This is a genomic window from Amycolatopsis sp. WAC 01375, from assembly GCF_003947325.1.
Taxonomy (GTDB): Bacteria; Actinomycetota; Actinomycetes; order Mycobacteriales; family Pseudonocardiaceae; genus Amycolatopsis.
Genome location: NZ_QHHW01000024.1, coordinates 420,565 through 433,636, shown reverse-complemented (window position 1 = coordinate 433,636; position 13,072 = coordinate 420,565). Strand labels below are relative to the sequence as shown.

The following is a 13,072-nucleotide window of genomic DNA, read 5'->3' as shown; positions in this document are numbered from 1 at the left end:
TCCGGCCTCTTTCACGTCCGGGGGCTCAAACCCGCCACGGCCAGCCGGAACAGCCGGTTCGCCTGTGCGGCCGGATCCGGGTGGTGCTCGGTCGCCAGGACGATGCCGACGATCATCGTGATCAGATCCGCGACGGTGACCTCCGGCGCCACCACGCCGTCCTGGGCGGCTTGACGGAGCAGCGGGCTTCCGGCGTCCTCGATGGCGGCGGAACAGGAGTTCTCGTGGGTCGGGCCGTCGTAGGCGAGTGCGGCCGCCAGGCCACGGGCGGCGACGCAGTAGGTGACGACCTCGTCGAGCCAGGTCAGGAGTGCCTTCCGGCTGTCGCCCTCGCCGGTCAGTTCGGCGGCGCGGGCGCACAGCGCCGCGATCCGTTTCGCGGAGACCGCTTCCAGCAGGGCCCGGCGGGTGGGGAAGTGGCGGCGGACGGTCGCCGAGCCGACGTTGGCGGTGCGCGCGATCTGCTCCAAGGAGGCGCTGGAGCCGTGGGCCGCCACCTCCTCCTCGGCCACCGCGAGGATACGCGCGTAATTGCGCCGTGCGTCGGCGCGTTGGCCGTCGGACATGTCTTCACCTCGGCGTTTGCGTAAGTGGCGGGCCCCGCCATATGGTAGCGGACGATAAGTGGCGGGCCCCGCCACTTAGCTTTCCGAAGGAGCGAACATGTCCTCAGCACCCGTTTTGGTCACCGGCGCCACCGGCAGGCAGGGCGGTGCGACCGCCCGTGCCCTGCTCGCCGCCGGTGTTCCCGTCCGCGCGCTGGTGCGTGACCCGGCCAAGGCGAAGGCCGTCGAGGCGCTCGGCGCCGAACTCGTCGTCGGCGATCTGCACGACATCGATTCCGTGATCCGGGCGGCCAAGGGGGCCCGCGCCGTCTTCTCGGTGCAGATGCCCGGCGTGAGCGCGGAAGGGTTCGATTTCGTCGGGGAGGTGACTCAAGGCGTCAATCTCATCGAAGCCGCGAAAGCGGCCGGCGTGCCTCAGTTCGTGCACACCTCGGTTTCGGGAGCCGGTCAGCACGTGGACGCGGACGGATGGGCCGAAGGGCGCTGGAGTTCGATGGAGCCCACGCTGGGCGCCAAGGCGGCGATCCAGGACCGTCTCCGCGAGGCGGGCTTTCCGCGGTGGACCCTGCTCAAGCCGGGCTTCTTCATGGAGAACTTCCTGCCCGACATGAAGTTCCTGTTCCCGCGCGGGGTCGGCGGCGGCCTGGTGAGCGTCATCAAGCCGTCGACTTCCCTCTCGCTGGCCGCCGTCGACGACATCGGCACCGCGGCCGCCGCGGCCATCGCCGAACCGGAGCGGTTCTCTGGCGTCGAACTCGAGCTCGCGAGCGACTTCCTGACCATGGCGGAGATCGCCGAGGTCCTTTCCGATGTGCTGGGCACGCGGCTGCCCGCCCCGGACATGACCGTGGAGCAGGCGGTCGCGGCCGGGATGCCGCCGATGGGCGCCTCGCACGAGTGGCTGAACGTGGTCGGCCAGCCGGGGCGGCCGCGATACGCGCGAGAGCTCGGCGTTCCGCTCACCGACTTCGCCGCCTGGGCACGGAAGTACCTCGCGTAGAGGTGATCGTTTGACAAAGCGGAACGCTGCTCCGTATGTTTGTGGAACAGCGCTCCGCTTATTGCGGCGCCGTCACGCAAAGGGCAAGACTCACCATGAGCGCCACACCTGTCCTCTCGATCGCCCCGGTGGTCCTTCCGACGCCGGATCGGGCCGTGGACCTGCGGCTGCGGCTCTCCGCGCCGACGACCGGAAGCGAGTTGCCGGTCATCCTGCTGTCGCACGGTCAGGGCCCGTCGAACCATCTCTCGTCGCTGAACGGCTACGCCCCGCTCGTGAACTACTGGGCGGCGCACGGCTTCGTCGTCATTCAGCCCACGCACCTGAGCTCGCGGACACTGAACCTGCCGTCCGGCGACCCGGAAGCGCCGCTGTACCAACGATCCAGGGCCGAGGACATGATCCGGATCCTCGACCGGCTCGACGAGATCGAGGACGTCGTCCCCTTCCTGCGTGGTCGGCTGGATCGGGCCAGGATCGCCGTGGCCGGGCACTCGATGGGCGGGCACACCGCGAGCCTTCTGCTGGGCGCGCGGTACACCGATCCCCGCGGCGGTGAGGAGATCGACCTCGCCGAGTCCCGGATCTCGGCCGGTGTCCTGCTCGCCGCACCCGGCCGCGGTGGCGACGCCGTCACCGAATTCGTGGCCGAGAACTACGCGTTCTTCCTCAGCACCGACTTCTCCGCGATGACGACGCCCGCGCTCGTCGTCGCGGGGGAGAAGGACGCCTCGACCCATCTGACGGTTCGCGGTCCGGAATGGCATACCGACCCGTACTTCCTTTCGCCGGGCCGCAAGACGCTCCTCACCCTGGTCGACGCGGAGCATGGGCTCGGCGGGGTGTCCGGCTACGACGTCGCCGAGACGACGGACGAGAACCCCGAGCGTGTGGCCGCGGTGCAGCGCCTCACCTGGGCGTACCTTCGCTCCGAGCTTTACCCGGGAGACAGCGCCTGGCGGGTGGCGTGCGAGGAGCTGGCCGCGGCGCCGGATCCGCTCGGCCGGGTCGAGGCGAAGGATTGAAGCAAGGTGATCCGGTTCGTCAGAGCATCGGGATCTCGGCCCACACCGTTTTGTATTCGGTGCCGGTGTTCACGCCCCACTGCGCGCTGATCGCCTCGACCAGCGCCAACCCTCGCCCACGGGGGCTTGTCGGATCCCGTTCGGTCACGCGGCGCGGCCGCAGGAGCGGGCGGTGGTCGTCGACTTCCACGCGGACGACGTCCCTGTCCGAGGGCAGGGAGACCCTGAGTTCGCAGACGCCGTTCGCGTGTTCGTGCGCGTTGGTGACCAGTTCGGTGGTCAGCAGTTCGGTGTCCGCGATGGTGGTGCGGCCGACCTCGCCGAGCTGCTCTCGCAGCCAGGCCCTTACCTTTCCCAGCGGCGGGGCGATGCCGGCGGGGAATTCGTAAGCCTGCCGTGTTCCCGTGATACCCACGCGTGTCTCCTTAGCGGGTTTCCCAGCTTGGCCAAGAGCATGGGTGCAGTCTCGGGATACCCAAGGAGAGTGGCGTTCACACGCGGGATGGTCCGGCGATCGCGGTGACCCTGATCTCGACCCGCATCTTCGGCGCGCCGAGGGCGGGGACGCCGATCTCCGTCCAGATCGGCGCGCGGTCGCCCATGCGCTCGCGGAACTGCTCGACCATCACGCGGTTGTGGACCTCGCCGATGAAACCCGGCGTCTCCGGGACGTGGTACGAGTTCACGGTGATCACATCGCGCCAGGTCGCGCCGGCGGTGGCGAGGGTCCGCTCGACGTTCTCGAAGGCCCGGACGATTTCCTCCTCCAGGTCCGAGGGGAAGTTCAAGTCGTCGTCCCAGCCTCCTTGTCCCGAGATCTCGATGCGATCGCCGACGCGCACCGCCTGGCTGTAGCGCATCTCGGCGAGTTGCCGGTCGCCGTATCCGGGAGTGGCGAAGAACTCCGGCTGGGTCATGGTGGATCCTCTCGTTGACTTCACGCTTGAAGTCAACGTAGCACGATTTGACTTCACGTGTGAAGTCGTCTGGTTCTGGGTAAGGTTCCGCCATGGCCACCCCGGACCCGGACGAAGCACTGTGGCTGACCCCTGCCGAAAAGGAGGCCTGGACCGGGCTGGTCTCTTTGGTCCTCCTGCTGCCAGGGCGGCTGGAGTCGCCGTTACAGCATGACGCCGGGCTGACGCTGTTCGAATATCTGACCCTCAGTCACATTTCCGAAGCCCCGGAGCGACGACTGCGGATGAGCGAACTGGCCTACCTCGCGAACGGCTCGCTCTCGCGCCTGTCCAATGTGGTCAAACGCTTCGAGCAGCGAGGGTGGGTGGAGCGGACCCCTGACCCGAGTGACGGCCGGTACACCCTCGCCGTGCTCACGGACGACGGCTACGAAGTCGTGGCCGCGGCGGCGCCCACGCACGTCCGTTCGGTGCGGGATCTCGTCCTCGACCCCTTGACCGCGGAAGATCAGCAGGCGCTGGCCCGCATCGCCGCCAAATTGCGGACACGGCCGGTCGATCTCGCCTAGGTCTCACTTCGAGGCGGTCGATGGTGCGCGCGAACACGAAGGGGGGAACTCTCGTGTTCAAGAAGGCGCATGCCAGTGACGCCCCATTGGGCCGACGGTTACGAATCGAATCCGTACGGAAACAACGGCCTGCTCTTCGCCTGCCACGGCTGTTCCACGATGCGGATCGCCGAATCGTTCAGCAGTTTCCCGTCGAACCGATCGAACTGCTCCGCCGCCATTTACGCCGATCCGGTCAACGGTGGGGCGACCGTCGGCCTCGATGACGCGGAGATCCGGTGTTCGTACTGAAACCTCAGGTCTCGGCGGGGTATCGATCAGCAGGCGACGTTACGACATTCGGTGATTGTTCCGTCGTGAAATCCGGGCGGAATCGGCTTTCGTCCGGCGACGTGATCACGGAAGACACTTGACTTTCCGGCTTCTCTCATGCGGAAGAGTGAGAGAAGCCGGAAAGTTTCAGCTTGTCGGCGTAACGCGGGCATTGTCCGCGTAGGCCGGATTCGCGGTAACAGCCCGTTGAGCGTCTTGACATGGAGCGTTCGGGGCTCGCGTTAACGAAATGCGGATCTTTCCGTCGTTCCAGGAAGCCCACAGGAATTCCGGCTCCGGCCGGGTCTCGAAAGGGAAGTCCATGTCGCGAAGACCATTGTTCGTCGTTCTGACCGCCGTCACGGCGGTGCTCGCGTCCACCGCGGTCGCCGCCGCGGCCCCGCCGGGAGTCGACCCCGCCACGGTCGACCTCACCCTCGACGCGGGGCAGAGCACGACCGTGACCAAGAACGTGACGACCTCGGCGGTGCCGCCGAATCCCGACCTCGTCCTGCTCGCGGACACCACGGGCAGTATGGGCGGGCCGATCGGCAACGTACGGTCGAACGCCGGCGCCATCACCGGTGACGTGCTCGCCGCCCAGCCGACCGCGCAGTTCGGCGTCGCCGAGTACAAGGACTTCACCGATTCGGTGCCGTTCAAGGTCAACCAGGGCATCACCGGGGACACGGCCGCGGTGCAGGCGGGGATCAACCAGTGGGCGGCATCGGGCGGCGGGGACACGCCGGAGGCGAACCTGAACGCTCTCTATCAGCTGGCCTCCGGCGCGGTCGCCTTCCGGCCGGATGGCACCCGCATCATCGCCTGGTTCGGTGACGCGCCCTCGCACGATCCGAGCGGCGGACACACGCTGGCCCAGACCATCGCGGCGTTGCAGGCGGCGAAGATCCGCGTGGTCGCCGTCAACGTCGGCAACCTCGACGCCACGGGACAGGCCACCGCCATCACCTCGGCCACGGGCGGTGTACTGCTGAACAACGTCCCGGCCGGTCAGGTCTCCCAGGCCATCCTGGACGGCATCAAGTCCATCGAGGTCACCGTGACCCCGAAGGTGACCAGCTGCGACCCGCAGCTCACGGTCACCAACGACCCGGGCAGCGTCAAGGTGGCCAGCGGCGACGTCGCCACGTTCACCGAGACGATCACGGCGTCGGCAGGGGCCGCTCCCGGCACCTACCAGTGCGTCGTCGACTACCAGGTCGACGGTGTGTCGCGCGGGTACATCGAGACCACGACCGTGCGCGTGCTCGGGTTGAGCATCGACGACGTGACGGTCAACGAAGGCTCCGGGGGAGCGCAGGTACCGGCGACGTTCACGGTGTCGCTGCTCGGCGGTCCCAGCCCGAATCCGGTGACGGTCCAGTACGCGACAGCGAACGGCACCGCGACGGCGCCCGCCGACTACGCGGCGGCGAACGGGACTGTCACGTTCGCACCGGGACAGACGACCAGACCGGTGACGGTCCTGGTCAACCCGGACACCGTCGACGAGCTGAACGAGACGTTCACGGTGAACCTGTCGGCCCCGTCGGGCGCCGGTCTCATCGACGCGACCGGGGTCGGCACGATCGTCGACGACGACCGTGACGGCGTCTTCTCCTGCACCGGCACCGCGGCCAACGTCCTCGGGGTGACCGCGGCGCGGGCCAACCCGGCGAACCTGCCTTGTGCCGACGACAGCAGCACCGTCGCCGCCGCGACGCTCAACGCCGGCCTGATCAAGGTCGACACCAAGGTGCTGACCGCGTCGACCGATCTCACGCCGGACGACCAGTCGGCGGCCCCGGCCGCGGGCGATCGCGCGCTGGCGTCGGCCAGGATCGACAAGACGGTGATCAGCACGCTCGGGCTGACCGTCGAACTCGGCGTGATCCAGTCGCAGGCGACCGCGACCTGCCAGCCGTCGCCGGGCGGGCTCGCCCCGGTGCTGGCGGGCAGTTCGAACGTCGCCTCGTTGAAGATCAACGGTGAGTCGATCACGGTGGGCTCGGCGCCGCTGACCATTCCGCTGGTCATCGGCTCGCTGAAGCTCAACGGCCAGACCGTGGCGAACGGCGTGGTGAAGCAGCAGGCCGTGGCACTGGACACCGCCCTCGCGAAGATCGTGCTCGCGGAGTCCCAGGCCGACGTGCACGGAACCTCGGCGCATCCGGCGGGCAACCCCTGCCGTCGCTGAGCCGGTGAGTCCCGCCGGGACGGACGGATCCTCGTCCGTCCCGGCGGGCTCGGTCAGGGGAGGGCTTTGACCACGGCCGCGGTGGCTTGCGCGAGGAGTTTGTTGTCGATCTTCGCGTCCTTGCCGGACCGGTCGGTCAGGATCGAGATGACGATCGGCGCCCGGTTCGGCGGCCACACGACCCCGATGTCGTTGCGCGTCCCGTAGGACGCCGTTCCGGTCTTGTCGGCGACCGGCCAGCCGGGGACGCCTGCCCGGATGTTCTGGTCGCCGGTGGTGCTGGCGCGCATCATGTCGACCAGGATCTTGCGTTTGTCCTCGGGGAGGGCGTCGCCGAGGGCGAAGGCGCGCAGGCTCACCGCGAGCGCGCGGGGCGTGCTGGTGTCCCGAGGGTCGCCGGGCGCGGTGTCGTTGAGTTCGGGTTCGATCCGGTCGGCGTGGCTCGTGGTGTCGCCGATGCCGCGCAGCACCGCGTTGAGTCCTTCGGGGCCGCCGAGTTCACGGAAGAGCAGGTTGCCGCCGGTGTTGTCGCTGTACCGGAGGGTCGCGTCCATGACGGCGCGCAGCGGCAAGCCCGTGCCGACGTGCTTCTCCGTGACCGGCGAATTGACGACCACGTCCTTTTGGCCGTAGGTCACCGTGCGGTCCAGGTCGGCGATTGACGTCCGCTGCAGAACGCCGCCGGCACTGAACACCTTGTGCGTCGAGGCGTAGGCGAACCGTTCGTCGGCGCGGAAGGCGACTTCGCGGCCGTTCGCGGTGTCCACCGCGTACACCCCGAGACGGGCGCCGAAAGCACGTTCGAGCTGTTCGAAGTCGGCTCGGTCGACCGAAACGGCCGGAGTGGCGGCGGGCGGCTGCGCGGGAGCGGGGGTGGAGCACGCGGCGAGTGGCACGACCGAGAGCGCCAGCAGGGCGGCCCAGCGGCGAGAAGTGACGGACACGGTGATTCCTTTCAAGATCGTTCGATGTCCGCAGTCTGTCCAGCGCCGGTCATGCTGTCCAAGACACAAATGACCACTTCCATGCGTAATCCGCATAGTATGTGGTCGTGGACCTGATCGGCAGTTGCCGGGCGTTCGTGAGCGTGAGTGAGGCCGGCACCTTCACCGCGGGAGCGGCGATCGCCCGCATTCCCCAACCGGTGGCGAGCCGCCGGATCGCCGCGCTGGAGCGGCATTTCGGCGAGCGGCTGTTCGACCGCTCCACCCGGCGCGCCCGGCTCACCCCGTTCGGCCGTGACATGCTCCCGTCGGCGAAACGACTGGTCACGCTGGCCGACGCCATGGAACACGACGCGCAACGCGCCAAACTGCGGCCGCTTCGGCTGGCGATGCCGGAAACCTGCACCGTCCGCGAGCTCGCCGAACTCGACGCGGCGGCGCGAACGCTCGACGTCTTCCTGGAATTCCGGCAGGCCCCGCCGAGGGAGCGGGCGGAACTCGTGCGCACGCAGGAGGTCCGCGCGGCGCTCACGGTCGTCCCCGCCGAAGAGGGCGGGTGGAAGGTGCCGCTCGGCCTGGCGGGCAGAGGGAAGCCACGGGTGGGCGCCCTGCATCTGGAAACGCTTCGGGTCGGCCGCTCCGGCCGCACACCACGCCGGGTCTGGATCCAGCCAGAGGACGACGTGCCGCATATCCGCGACCGCCTGTTCCGGATCCGCGACTCGGTGGGACTGCGGCCGGCGCAGGTGTCCGTCGCCGATTCGCTCACCGCGGCCGCGGCGGCCGTGTTCGGTTCGGACGATCTGTTGTTGTGCTCGCCCGCACAGGCGGCCGAACTCGGCTTGGCCTGGCGGCCGCTCGGCGAGATCCGGCTCGCGCGCGGATTCGAGGTCTCGGCGGGGCTCGGCGAGGACGCGCAGCGGCTCCGGGCACGATTGTGGCCGGACATCGCTCGATGTCTCGGCGCGGAGGAGACGACATGAACACCGAAACGCTGCGCGCCGAACTGGACGATGGCGGCCTGCGCGGTTCCTTTCTGGTGCGGGATCTGCGGACAGGATACGAGATCGGCATCGACCCCGACCTGGAGTTCCCGAGCGCGTCGCTGGTGAAGATCCCGCTCGCCGCGGCGACCCTGGAGCGGATCCGCCGGGGCGAACTGGACGGTTCGGTGCGGATCGACGTCCAGCCGGGGCGGGCCACCGCGCCGGGACCGACCGGGCTGACCCGGTTCCGGCATCCGGCCAGGGTGGCGATCGACGACCTGCTCTATCTGTGCATGGCCATCAGTGACGAGACCGCGGCGGACACGCTCTTCGCGCTGACACCGCCCGCCGAGGTCACCCGGATGACGCGCGAATGGGGCGTTTCCGGGATCACCGCCCGGCATCCGGCCGCGGACCTCAGCGACACCCCCGCCGAACGGTTCGACCCCACCGACGTCCACCTCGCGCACGCGCTCGCGATCAACGCGGGCACCGCCGGGCAAGGCCATCCCGTTCCGCAGCTCGACGTCACGCGTGCCAGTTCCGGTTCGGCCCGTGCGTTCGTGGACCTGCTCGAAGCGCTCTGGAAGCCGTCCAAAGTGGACGGAGAGGTGGCGGCGCGGGTGCGCGAGCTCATGGGACTCAACCTGCTGCGTCAGCGGCTGAGCCCCGATTTCGTCTCCGACGCCACGAAATGGTCGTCGAAGACGGGCACCGTACTGAACCTGCGGCACGAAGTCGGGGTGGTCGAACACGCCGACGGCGGGATGTACGCGATCGCCGCGCTGACCGGATCCCGGGTTCCGGCGGCGATCCAGCCGGAGGCCGAAGTGCTGATGGCCCGCGTTGCGCGGGCGTTGCGCGATCACCTGCGTGAGGGATGACACAGCACCCGTTGTCACAGTTCTCCCCGCTGCCCGGTTCTGAGGAGAAAGAACCGGCGAAGTGGAGGATCGGCATGAAGGTCGTCATCGTGTGCGTTTCGGTGTCCCACGGCAACACGGCACGGATCGCGGAGGTGCTGGCGGGGGTGCTCGGCGCCCGCGTCGTCAGCCCCGACGAGATCGATCCGGCCGACCTTGATTCCTGTGACCTCGTGGGTTTCGGCTCGGGGATCTTCGGCATGGACTTCCATCCGCGCCTGCGGCGGTTCGTCGAGGAACTGCCGTCGAAGCAGCGGCGGAAGGCGTTCGTGTTCACCACGAGCGGGTTGCCCGAACCGCGATTCCGGCGCTACACCCGTCGTCTGGCGCGGTTGCTCGGCCGCAAGGGATTCGAGGTGGTTGGCACGTTCTCGTGCCGGGGTTTCGACACCTGGCTGCCGTTCAAGCTCGTCGGCGGTATCGGCAAGAACCGGCCCGGCACGGCCGATCTCGAAGCGGCGCGACGGTTCGCCGAAGGGCTCGGCGGTTGACGCGCCGCGTTTGCGCGCCGTCCGGCGTGGGTATCAGCGGCGCGTGCCAGGCCACTCGTACTTCCCGGAACTGAGGGACCAGCGTCTCGTCGTCGACTACGACGATGCCGACGATCCGGTCCTGCTCCGCCCCGACGGATCGCCGATCGACACCTGGCGGGAGAACTACCCGTACACGACGCGAATGTCGCGCGAGGAATACGACGTCGTGAAACGGTCGCTGCAGATCGAACTGCTGAAAATGCAGTACTGGATCAAGGACACCGGCGGCCGCATGGTGATCCTGTTCGAAGGACGCGACGCGGCGGGCAAGGGTGGAACCATCAAACGGTTCACCGAGCACCTCAACCCGCGCGGCGCGAGGGTGGTGGCGCTGAGCAAACCCACCGAGCGAGAACAGGGGGAGTGGTACTTCCAGCGCTACGTCGACCACCTGCCCACCGAGGGCGAGATCGTGCTGTTCGACCGATCCTGGTACAACCGCGCCGGCGTGGAACGGGTGATGGGGTACTGCACGGACGAACAGTACGAGCGCTTCATGCGGCAGGCGCCGACGTTAGAGCAGATGCTCGTCGAAGACGGGATCATCCTGGTCAAACTCTGGTTCTCGGTGTCGAAATCCGAGCAGCGCACCCGGTTCCTCATCCGGCAGGTCGACCCGGTGCGCCAATGGAAACTGAGTCCCAACGACATCAGGTCGCTCGACCGCTGGGACGCCTACACCGAAGCGAAGGTCGCGATGTTCCGGTCCACCGACACGGAGGTCGCGCCGTGGACGGTGGTCAAGAGCAACGACAAGAAACGAGCGCGCGTCGAGGCGATGCGCAGCGTCCTCGCTCGCGTGGACTACGCGGACAAGGACGAGGACGCCGTCGGCGAGCCGGATCTGAAAGTGGTCGGTGCCGCGGCGACCCTGCTGGAGGAGGGGGAGGACGACGCGTCGCTCAGCCCGACCCCGATCGCGCCGTCGCAGGAGCCCGATCACGGACCCGGCCTGCATCCGTGACGGAAGGCGTAACTCGCGTGATCAGGGACGTAACTCGCGTGCTTGAAGGCGGAACACGCGAGTTACGCCTCTGATCACGCGAGTTACGGGTCTGATCACGCGAGTGTCGAGATCCTGCCATGTCGGGTATCCGCCAGCTCCGGGCCGTGTGGGAAACCTGATCACCCGTCTTTACTTCACGTACGGACGTCGGGGGCTCTTGTCGAAAGGGATCATGGTGATCGGTAGTACGAGAAAGACGCGGAGAGGCGCGGTGGCCGTGGTCGCCGGTGCGTTCCTGGCCTCGGGCCTGGTGCCGGCTCCCGCCGCGGGTGCGGCTCCCGCGGCCAAGGCCGACCCGGACACCGCGGCGCTCGCCGGCGCGCTGACCAAGCAGGCCGTGGCCTGGGGCGAGTGCTCGTTCCCGTCCGTCGCGCCGGCGACGGAAGCCGAACTCAAGAAGGTCAAGGGCCTCGCCTGCGCCACCATCCAGGTGCCGCGCGACTGGCACGACCCGCAGGACGGCAACACGATCGGCGTCCGCGTGTCCAAGACCGCGACCGCCTACCCCGGCACCGGCAGGCAGGGCATCGCGCTGGTCAACCCGGGTGGACCCGGCGGCGAGGGCCTGCCGTGGGGCGCCGCGATGGCGATGCGCAGCCCCGTGCTGGCCTCGCAGTACGACTTCGTCGGTTTCGATCCCCGCGGTGTCGGCCAGAGCACTCCGCTGACCTGTAGCTACACCGTCCCGGACAGCACCGATCAGAACGTGATCAGCCGGGCGAAGGTCGAAGGCTGCCTGAAGAACCCGCTGACGAAATTCATCACCACCGAGCAGACCGCGTACGACATGGACTTCATCCGGGTGCTGCTCGGGGAGAAGAAGACCAGCTACATCGGTTACTCGTACGGCACGTGGCTGGGCACCTGGTACGCCACGACGTTCCCGAGCAGGGCGCACCGGTTCCTGCTCGACTCCTCGACCGACGCGAGCCGCTCGACGCTGGAGAAGACCTGGGACCTCCAGCCGCGCAGCCGTGACCGCCAGTTCCAGGAAGCGCTGCTGCCCTACATGGCGCGCAACGACGCCAAGTACAAGACGGGCACCGACCCGCTCGAGATCCGCCGCGACTGGGAGAAGGCGGGCGGCACCCGGGAGTTCGCGGGCATGCTCTACGCCGCGTGGTTCATCATCCCGGCGATGTACGACACCTCCCAGTACCCGTCCGCGGCCTCGATGGTGGCCGCGCTGGCGAAGGGGCCGGCGCCCACCGGGACCGACGCCGAGAAGCTCGAGCAGGTCGTCGCGAAGGCACTGACCACGCCCGGTCTGACCGACGCGAACAAGGCGTTCCTGAACAAGGCGAAGGGCAACGCTCTGGAGGCCATCGCGAAGAAGGACTCGGTCGAGCGCAAGGCTTCCTACCAGGGCGGCGCCGAGGTCGAGACCTGGGACGCGGCGTTCGAGGCGATCCGGTGCCAGGACGGTCAGTGGAACCAGAACCTGCACTACTGGAACTACTGGCAGGCCGACCTGACCGTGAACGCGCCGTTCATCGCGCCGATCATGGCCCTCTCGGGTGCGCCGCTGTGCGCGTTCTGGCCGACCACCAACGCCAAGCCGGCGCCGGATCAGAAGACGTTCCCGAAGCTGCTGATCGCGCAGACCGAACTCGACGCGGCCACGCCGTACGAGGGCGCGCTCGCCACCGCGAACGGCCTGCCGGGCGCCAAGATGATCAGTGTCGACAACGAAGGCAGCCACGGGATCTTCCCGTACAACACCGACTGCGTCGACGACCCGATCGTCGCCTACTTCCAGACCGGTCTCACGCCGAAGAAGAAGTTCACCGGCTGCCAGGGGCTGCCCCTGCCGGGTGAGGACAAGACGGCCGAGGTCGGCGGTCACCTCGGGCACGACGGGAAGATCAAGATCAAGATGATCACGCCCCAGGTGCGCAAGGCGAACGAGATCGTCCGTGAGCTGCTCGAAGGCGCCGCGACCCCGGCGGCCGACGAGAAGGGGATGCCCGCCAACGCCTAGTCCCCGAAAGCGTTGAACAGAGGCTCCCGCGAGCCCGATCCGGTTCGCGGGAGCCTCTTCGGCGTGCCTCCACCGGGATCTGTGATCCTTTCGTTATCGGTCCAGCCGCACGA

Annotated in this window: 14 protein-coding genes; 10 read left to right on the top strand and 4 right to left on the bottom strand. The window is 68.3% G+C overall.

Annotated elements, in window-relative coordinates; translation table 11 throughout:
- Positions 1–11 precede the first annotated feature (11 nt).
- The gene (locus DL991_RS14015) at positions 12–566 is read right to left on the bottom strand and encodes a TetR/AcrR family transcriptional regulator (RefSeq protein WP_125784702.1); all 555 of its coding nucleotides are present in this window, start codon (positions 564–566) and stop codon (positions 12–14) included.
- 97 nt (positions 567–663) lie between these two features.
- On the opposite strand from DL991_RS14015, the gene DL991_RS14010 reads away from it, so the two are divergent.
- Together DL991_RS14010 and DL991_RS14005 are read left to right on the top strand one after the other, a co-directional pair.
- Positions 664–1,566, top strand: coding sequence for an NmrA family NAD(P)-binding protein (locus DL991_RS14010; RefSeq protein WP_125784701.1), 903 nt, complete (start codon positions 664–666; stop codon positions 1,564–1,566).
- Positions 1,567–1,661: 95 nt separating this feature from the next.
- Positions 1,662–2,591 carry an alpha/beta fold hydrolase gene (locus DL991_RS14005; RefSeq protein WP_125784700.1) on the top strand — a complete coding sequence of 310 codons (930 nt, stop codon included), beginning with the start codon at positions 1,662–1,664 and terminating at the stop codon, positions 2,589–2,591.
- Positions 2,592–2,610: 19 nt separating this feature from the next.
- Here DL991_RS14005 and DL991_RS14000 read toward each other — a convergent pair whose 3' ends face one another.
- Together DL991_RS14000 and DL991_RS13995 are read right to left on the bottom strand one after the other, a co-directional pair.
- Complete coding sequence (locus tag DL991_RS14000) at positions 2,611–3,006, bottom strand: ATP-binding protein (protein ID WP_125784699.1); 396 nt, start codon at positions 3,004–3,006, stop codon at positions 2,611–2,613.
- 76 nt (positions 3,007–3,082) lie between these two features.
- Positions 3,083–3,508: a RidA family protein gene (locus tag DL991_RS13995; protein ID WP_125784698.1), complete on the bottom strand. Its 426-nt coding sequence runs from the start codon at positions 3,506–3,508 to the stop codon at positions 3,083–3,085.
- 92 nt (positions 3,509–3,600) lie between these two features.
- Between DL991_RS13995 and DL991_RS13990 the strand changes: the two genes are divergently transcribed.
- The 3 genes from DL991_RS13990 to DL991_RS13980 all read left to right on the top strand — a co-directional run bounded on the left by DL991_RS13990 (position 3,601) and on the right by DL991_RS13980 (position 6,586).
- Positions 3,601–4,077 carry a MarR family winged helix-turn-helix transcriptional regulator gene (locus DL991_RS13990; RefSeq protein ID WP_125784697.1) on the top strand — a complete coding sequence of 159 codons (477 nt, stop codon included), beginning with the start codon at positions 3,601–3,603 and terminating at the stop codon, positions 4,075–4,077.
- A gap of 69 nt (positions 4,078–4,146) precedes the next feature.
- A complete protein-coding gene (locus tag DL991_RS13985) occupies positions 4,147–4,368 on the top strand; it encodes a hypothetical protein (protein WP_125784695.1) in 222 nt (73 codons plus the stop codon).
- A gap of 343 nt (positions 4,369–4,711) precedes the next feature.
- Entirely contained in the window at positions 4,712–6,586 is a 1,875-nt protein-coding gene (locus DL991_RS13980) for a Calx-beta domain-containing protein (protein WP_199746654.1), read from the top strand.
- Between the two features lie 53 nt (positions 6,587–6,639).
- Here DL991_RS13980 and bla read toward each other — a convergent pair whose 3' ends face one another.
- Complete coding sequence (gene bla / locus DL991_RS13975; protein ID WP_125784693.1) at positions 6,640–7,530, bottom strand: class A beta-lactamase; 891 nt, start codon at positions 7,528–7,530, stop codon at positions 6,640–6,642.
- A 101-nt stretch (positions 7,531–7,631) separates the two neighbouring features.
- Between bla and DL991_RS13970 the strand changes: the two genes are divergently transcribed.
- The 5 genes from DL991_RS13970 to DL991_RS13950 all read left to right on the top strand — a co-directional run bounded on the left by DL991_RS13970 (position 7,632) and on the right by DL991_RS13950 (position 12,959).
- Positions 7,632–8,513: a LysR family transcriptional regulator gene (locus DL991_RS13970; RefSeq protein WP_125784691.1), complete on the top strand. Its 882-nt coding sequence runs from the start codon at positions 7,632–7,634 to the stop codon at positions 8,511–8,513.
- A complete protein-coding gene (locus DL991_RS13965) occupies positions 8,510–9,400 on the top strand; it encodes a serine hydrolase (protein ID WP_125784689.1) in 891 nt (296 codons plus the stop codon). The genes DL991_RS13970 and DL991_RS13965 overlap by 4 nt, the downstream gene beginning before the upstream one ends.
- Before the next feature lie 74 nt (positions 9,401–9,474).
- Positions 9,475–9,930 carry a flavodoxin family protein gene (locus tag DL991_RS13960; protein ID WP_125784687.1) on the top strand — a complete coding sequence of 152 codons (456 nt, stop codon included), beginning with the start codon at positions 9,475–9,477 and terminating at the stop codon, positions 9,928–9,930.
- Between the two features lie 10 nt (positions 9,931–9,940).
- Positions 9,941–10,936, top strand: coding sequence for a polyphosphate kinase 2 (gene ppk2, locus DL991_RS13955; protein ID WP_233598840.1), 996 nt, complete (start codon positions 9,941–9,943; stop codon positions 10,934–10,936).
- Positions 10,937–11,189: 253 nt separating this feature from the next.
- Entirely contained in the window at positions 11,190–12,959 is a 1,770-nt protein-coding gene (locus DL991_RS13950) for an alpha/beta hydrolase (RefSeq protein ID WP_125784685.1), read from the top strand.
- Positions 12,960–13,072 lie beyond the last annotated feature (113 nt).

Coding starts and splice junctions, on each gene's coding strand:
- DL991_RS14015 (WP_125784702.1), bottom strand. CDS start 566: ATGTCCGACGGCCAACGCGCCGACGCACGGCGCAATTACGCGCGTATC.
- DL991_RS14010 (WP_125784701.1), top strand. CDS start 664: ATGTCCTCAGCACCCGTTTTGGTCACCGGCGCCACCGGCAGGCAGGGC.
- DL991_RS14005 (WP_125784700.1), top strand. CDS start 1,662: ATGAGCGCCACACCTGTCCTCTCGATCGCCCCGGTGGTCCTTCCGACG.
- DL991_RS13995 (WP_125784698.1), bottom strand. CDS start 3,508: ATGACCCAGCCGGAGTTCTTCGCCACTCCCGGATACGGCGACCGGCAA.
- DL991_RS13990 (WP_125784697.1), top strand. CDS start 3,601: ATGGCCACCCCGGACCCGGACGAAGCACTGTGGCTGACCCCTGCCGAA.
- DL991_RS13985 (WP_125784695.1), top strand. CDS start 4,147: ATGCCAGTGACGCCCCATTGGGCCGACGGTTACGAATCGAATCCGTAC.
- DL991_RS13980 (WP_199746654.1), top strand. CDS start 4,712: ATGTCGCGAAGACCATTGTTCGTCGTTCTGACCGCCGTCACGGCGGTG.
- DL991_RS13965 (WP_125784689.1), top strand. CDS start 8,510: ATGAACACCGAAACGCTGCGCGCCGAACTGGACGATGGCGGCCTGCGC.
- DL991_RS13960 (WP_125784687.1), top strand. CDS start 9,475: ATGAAGGTCGTCATCGTGTGCGTTTCGGTGTCCCACGGCAACACGGCA.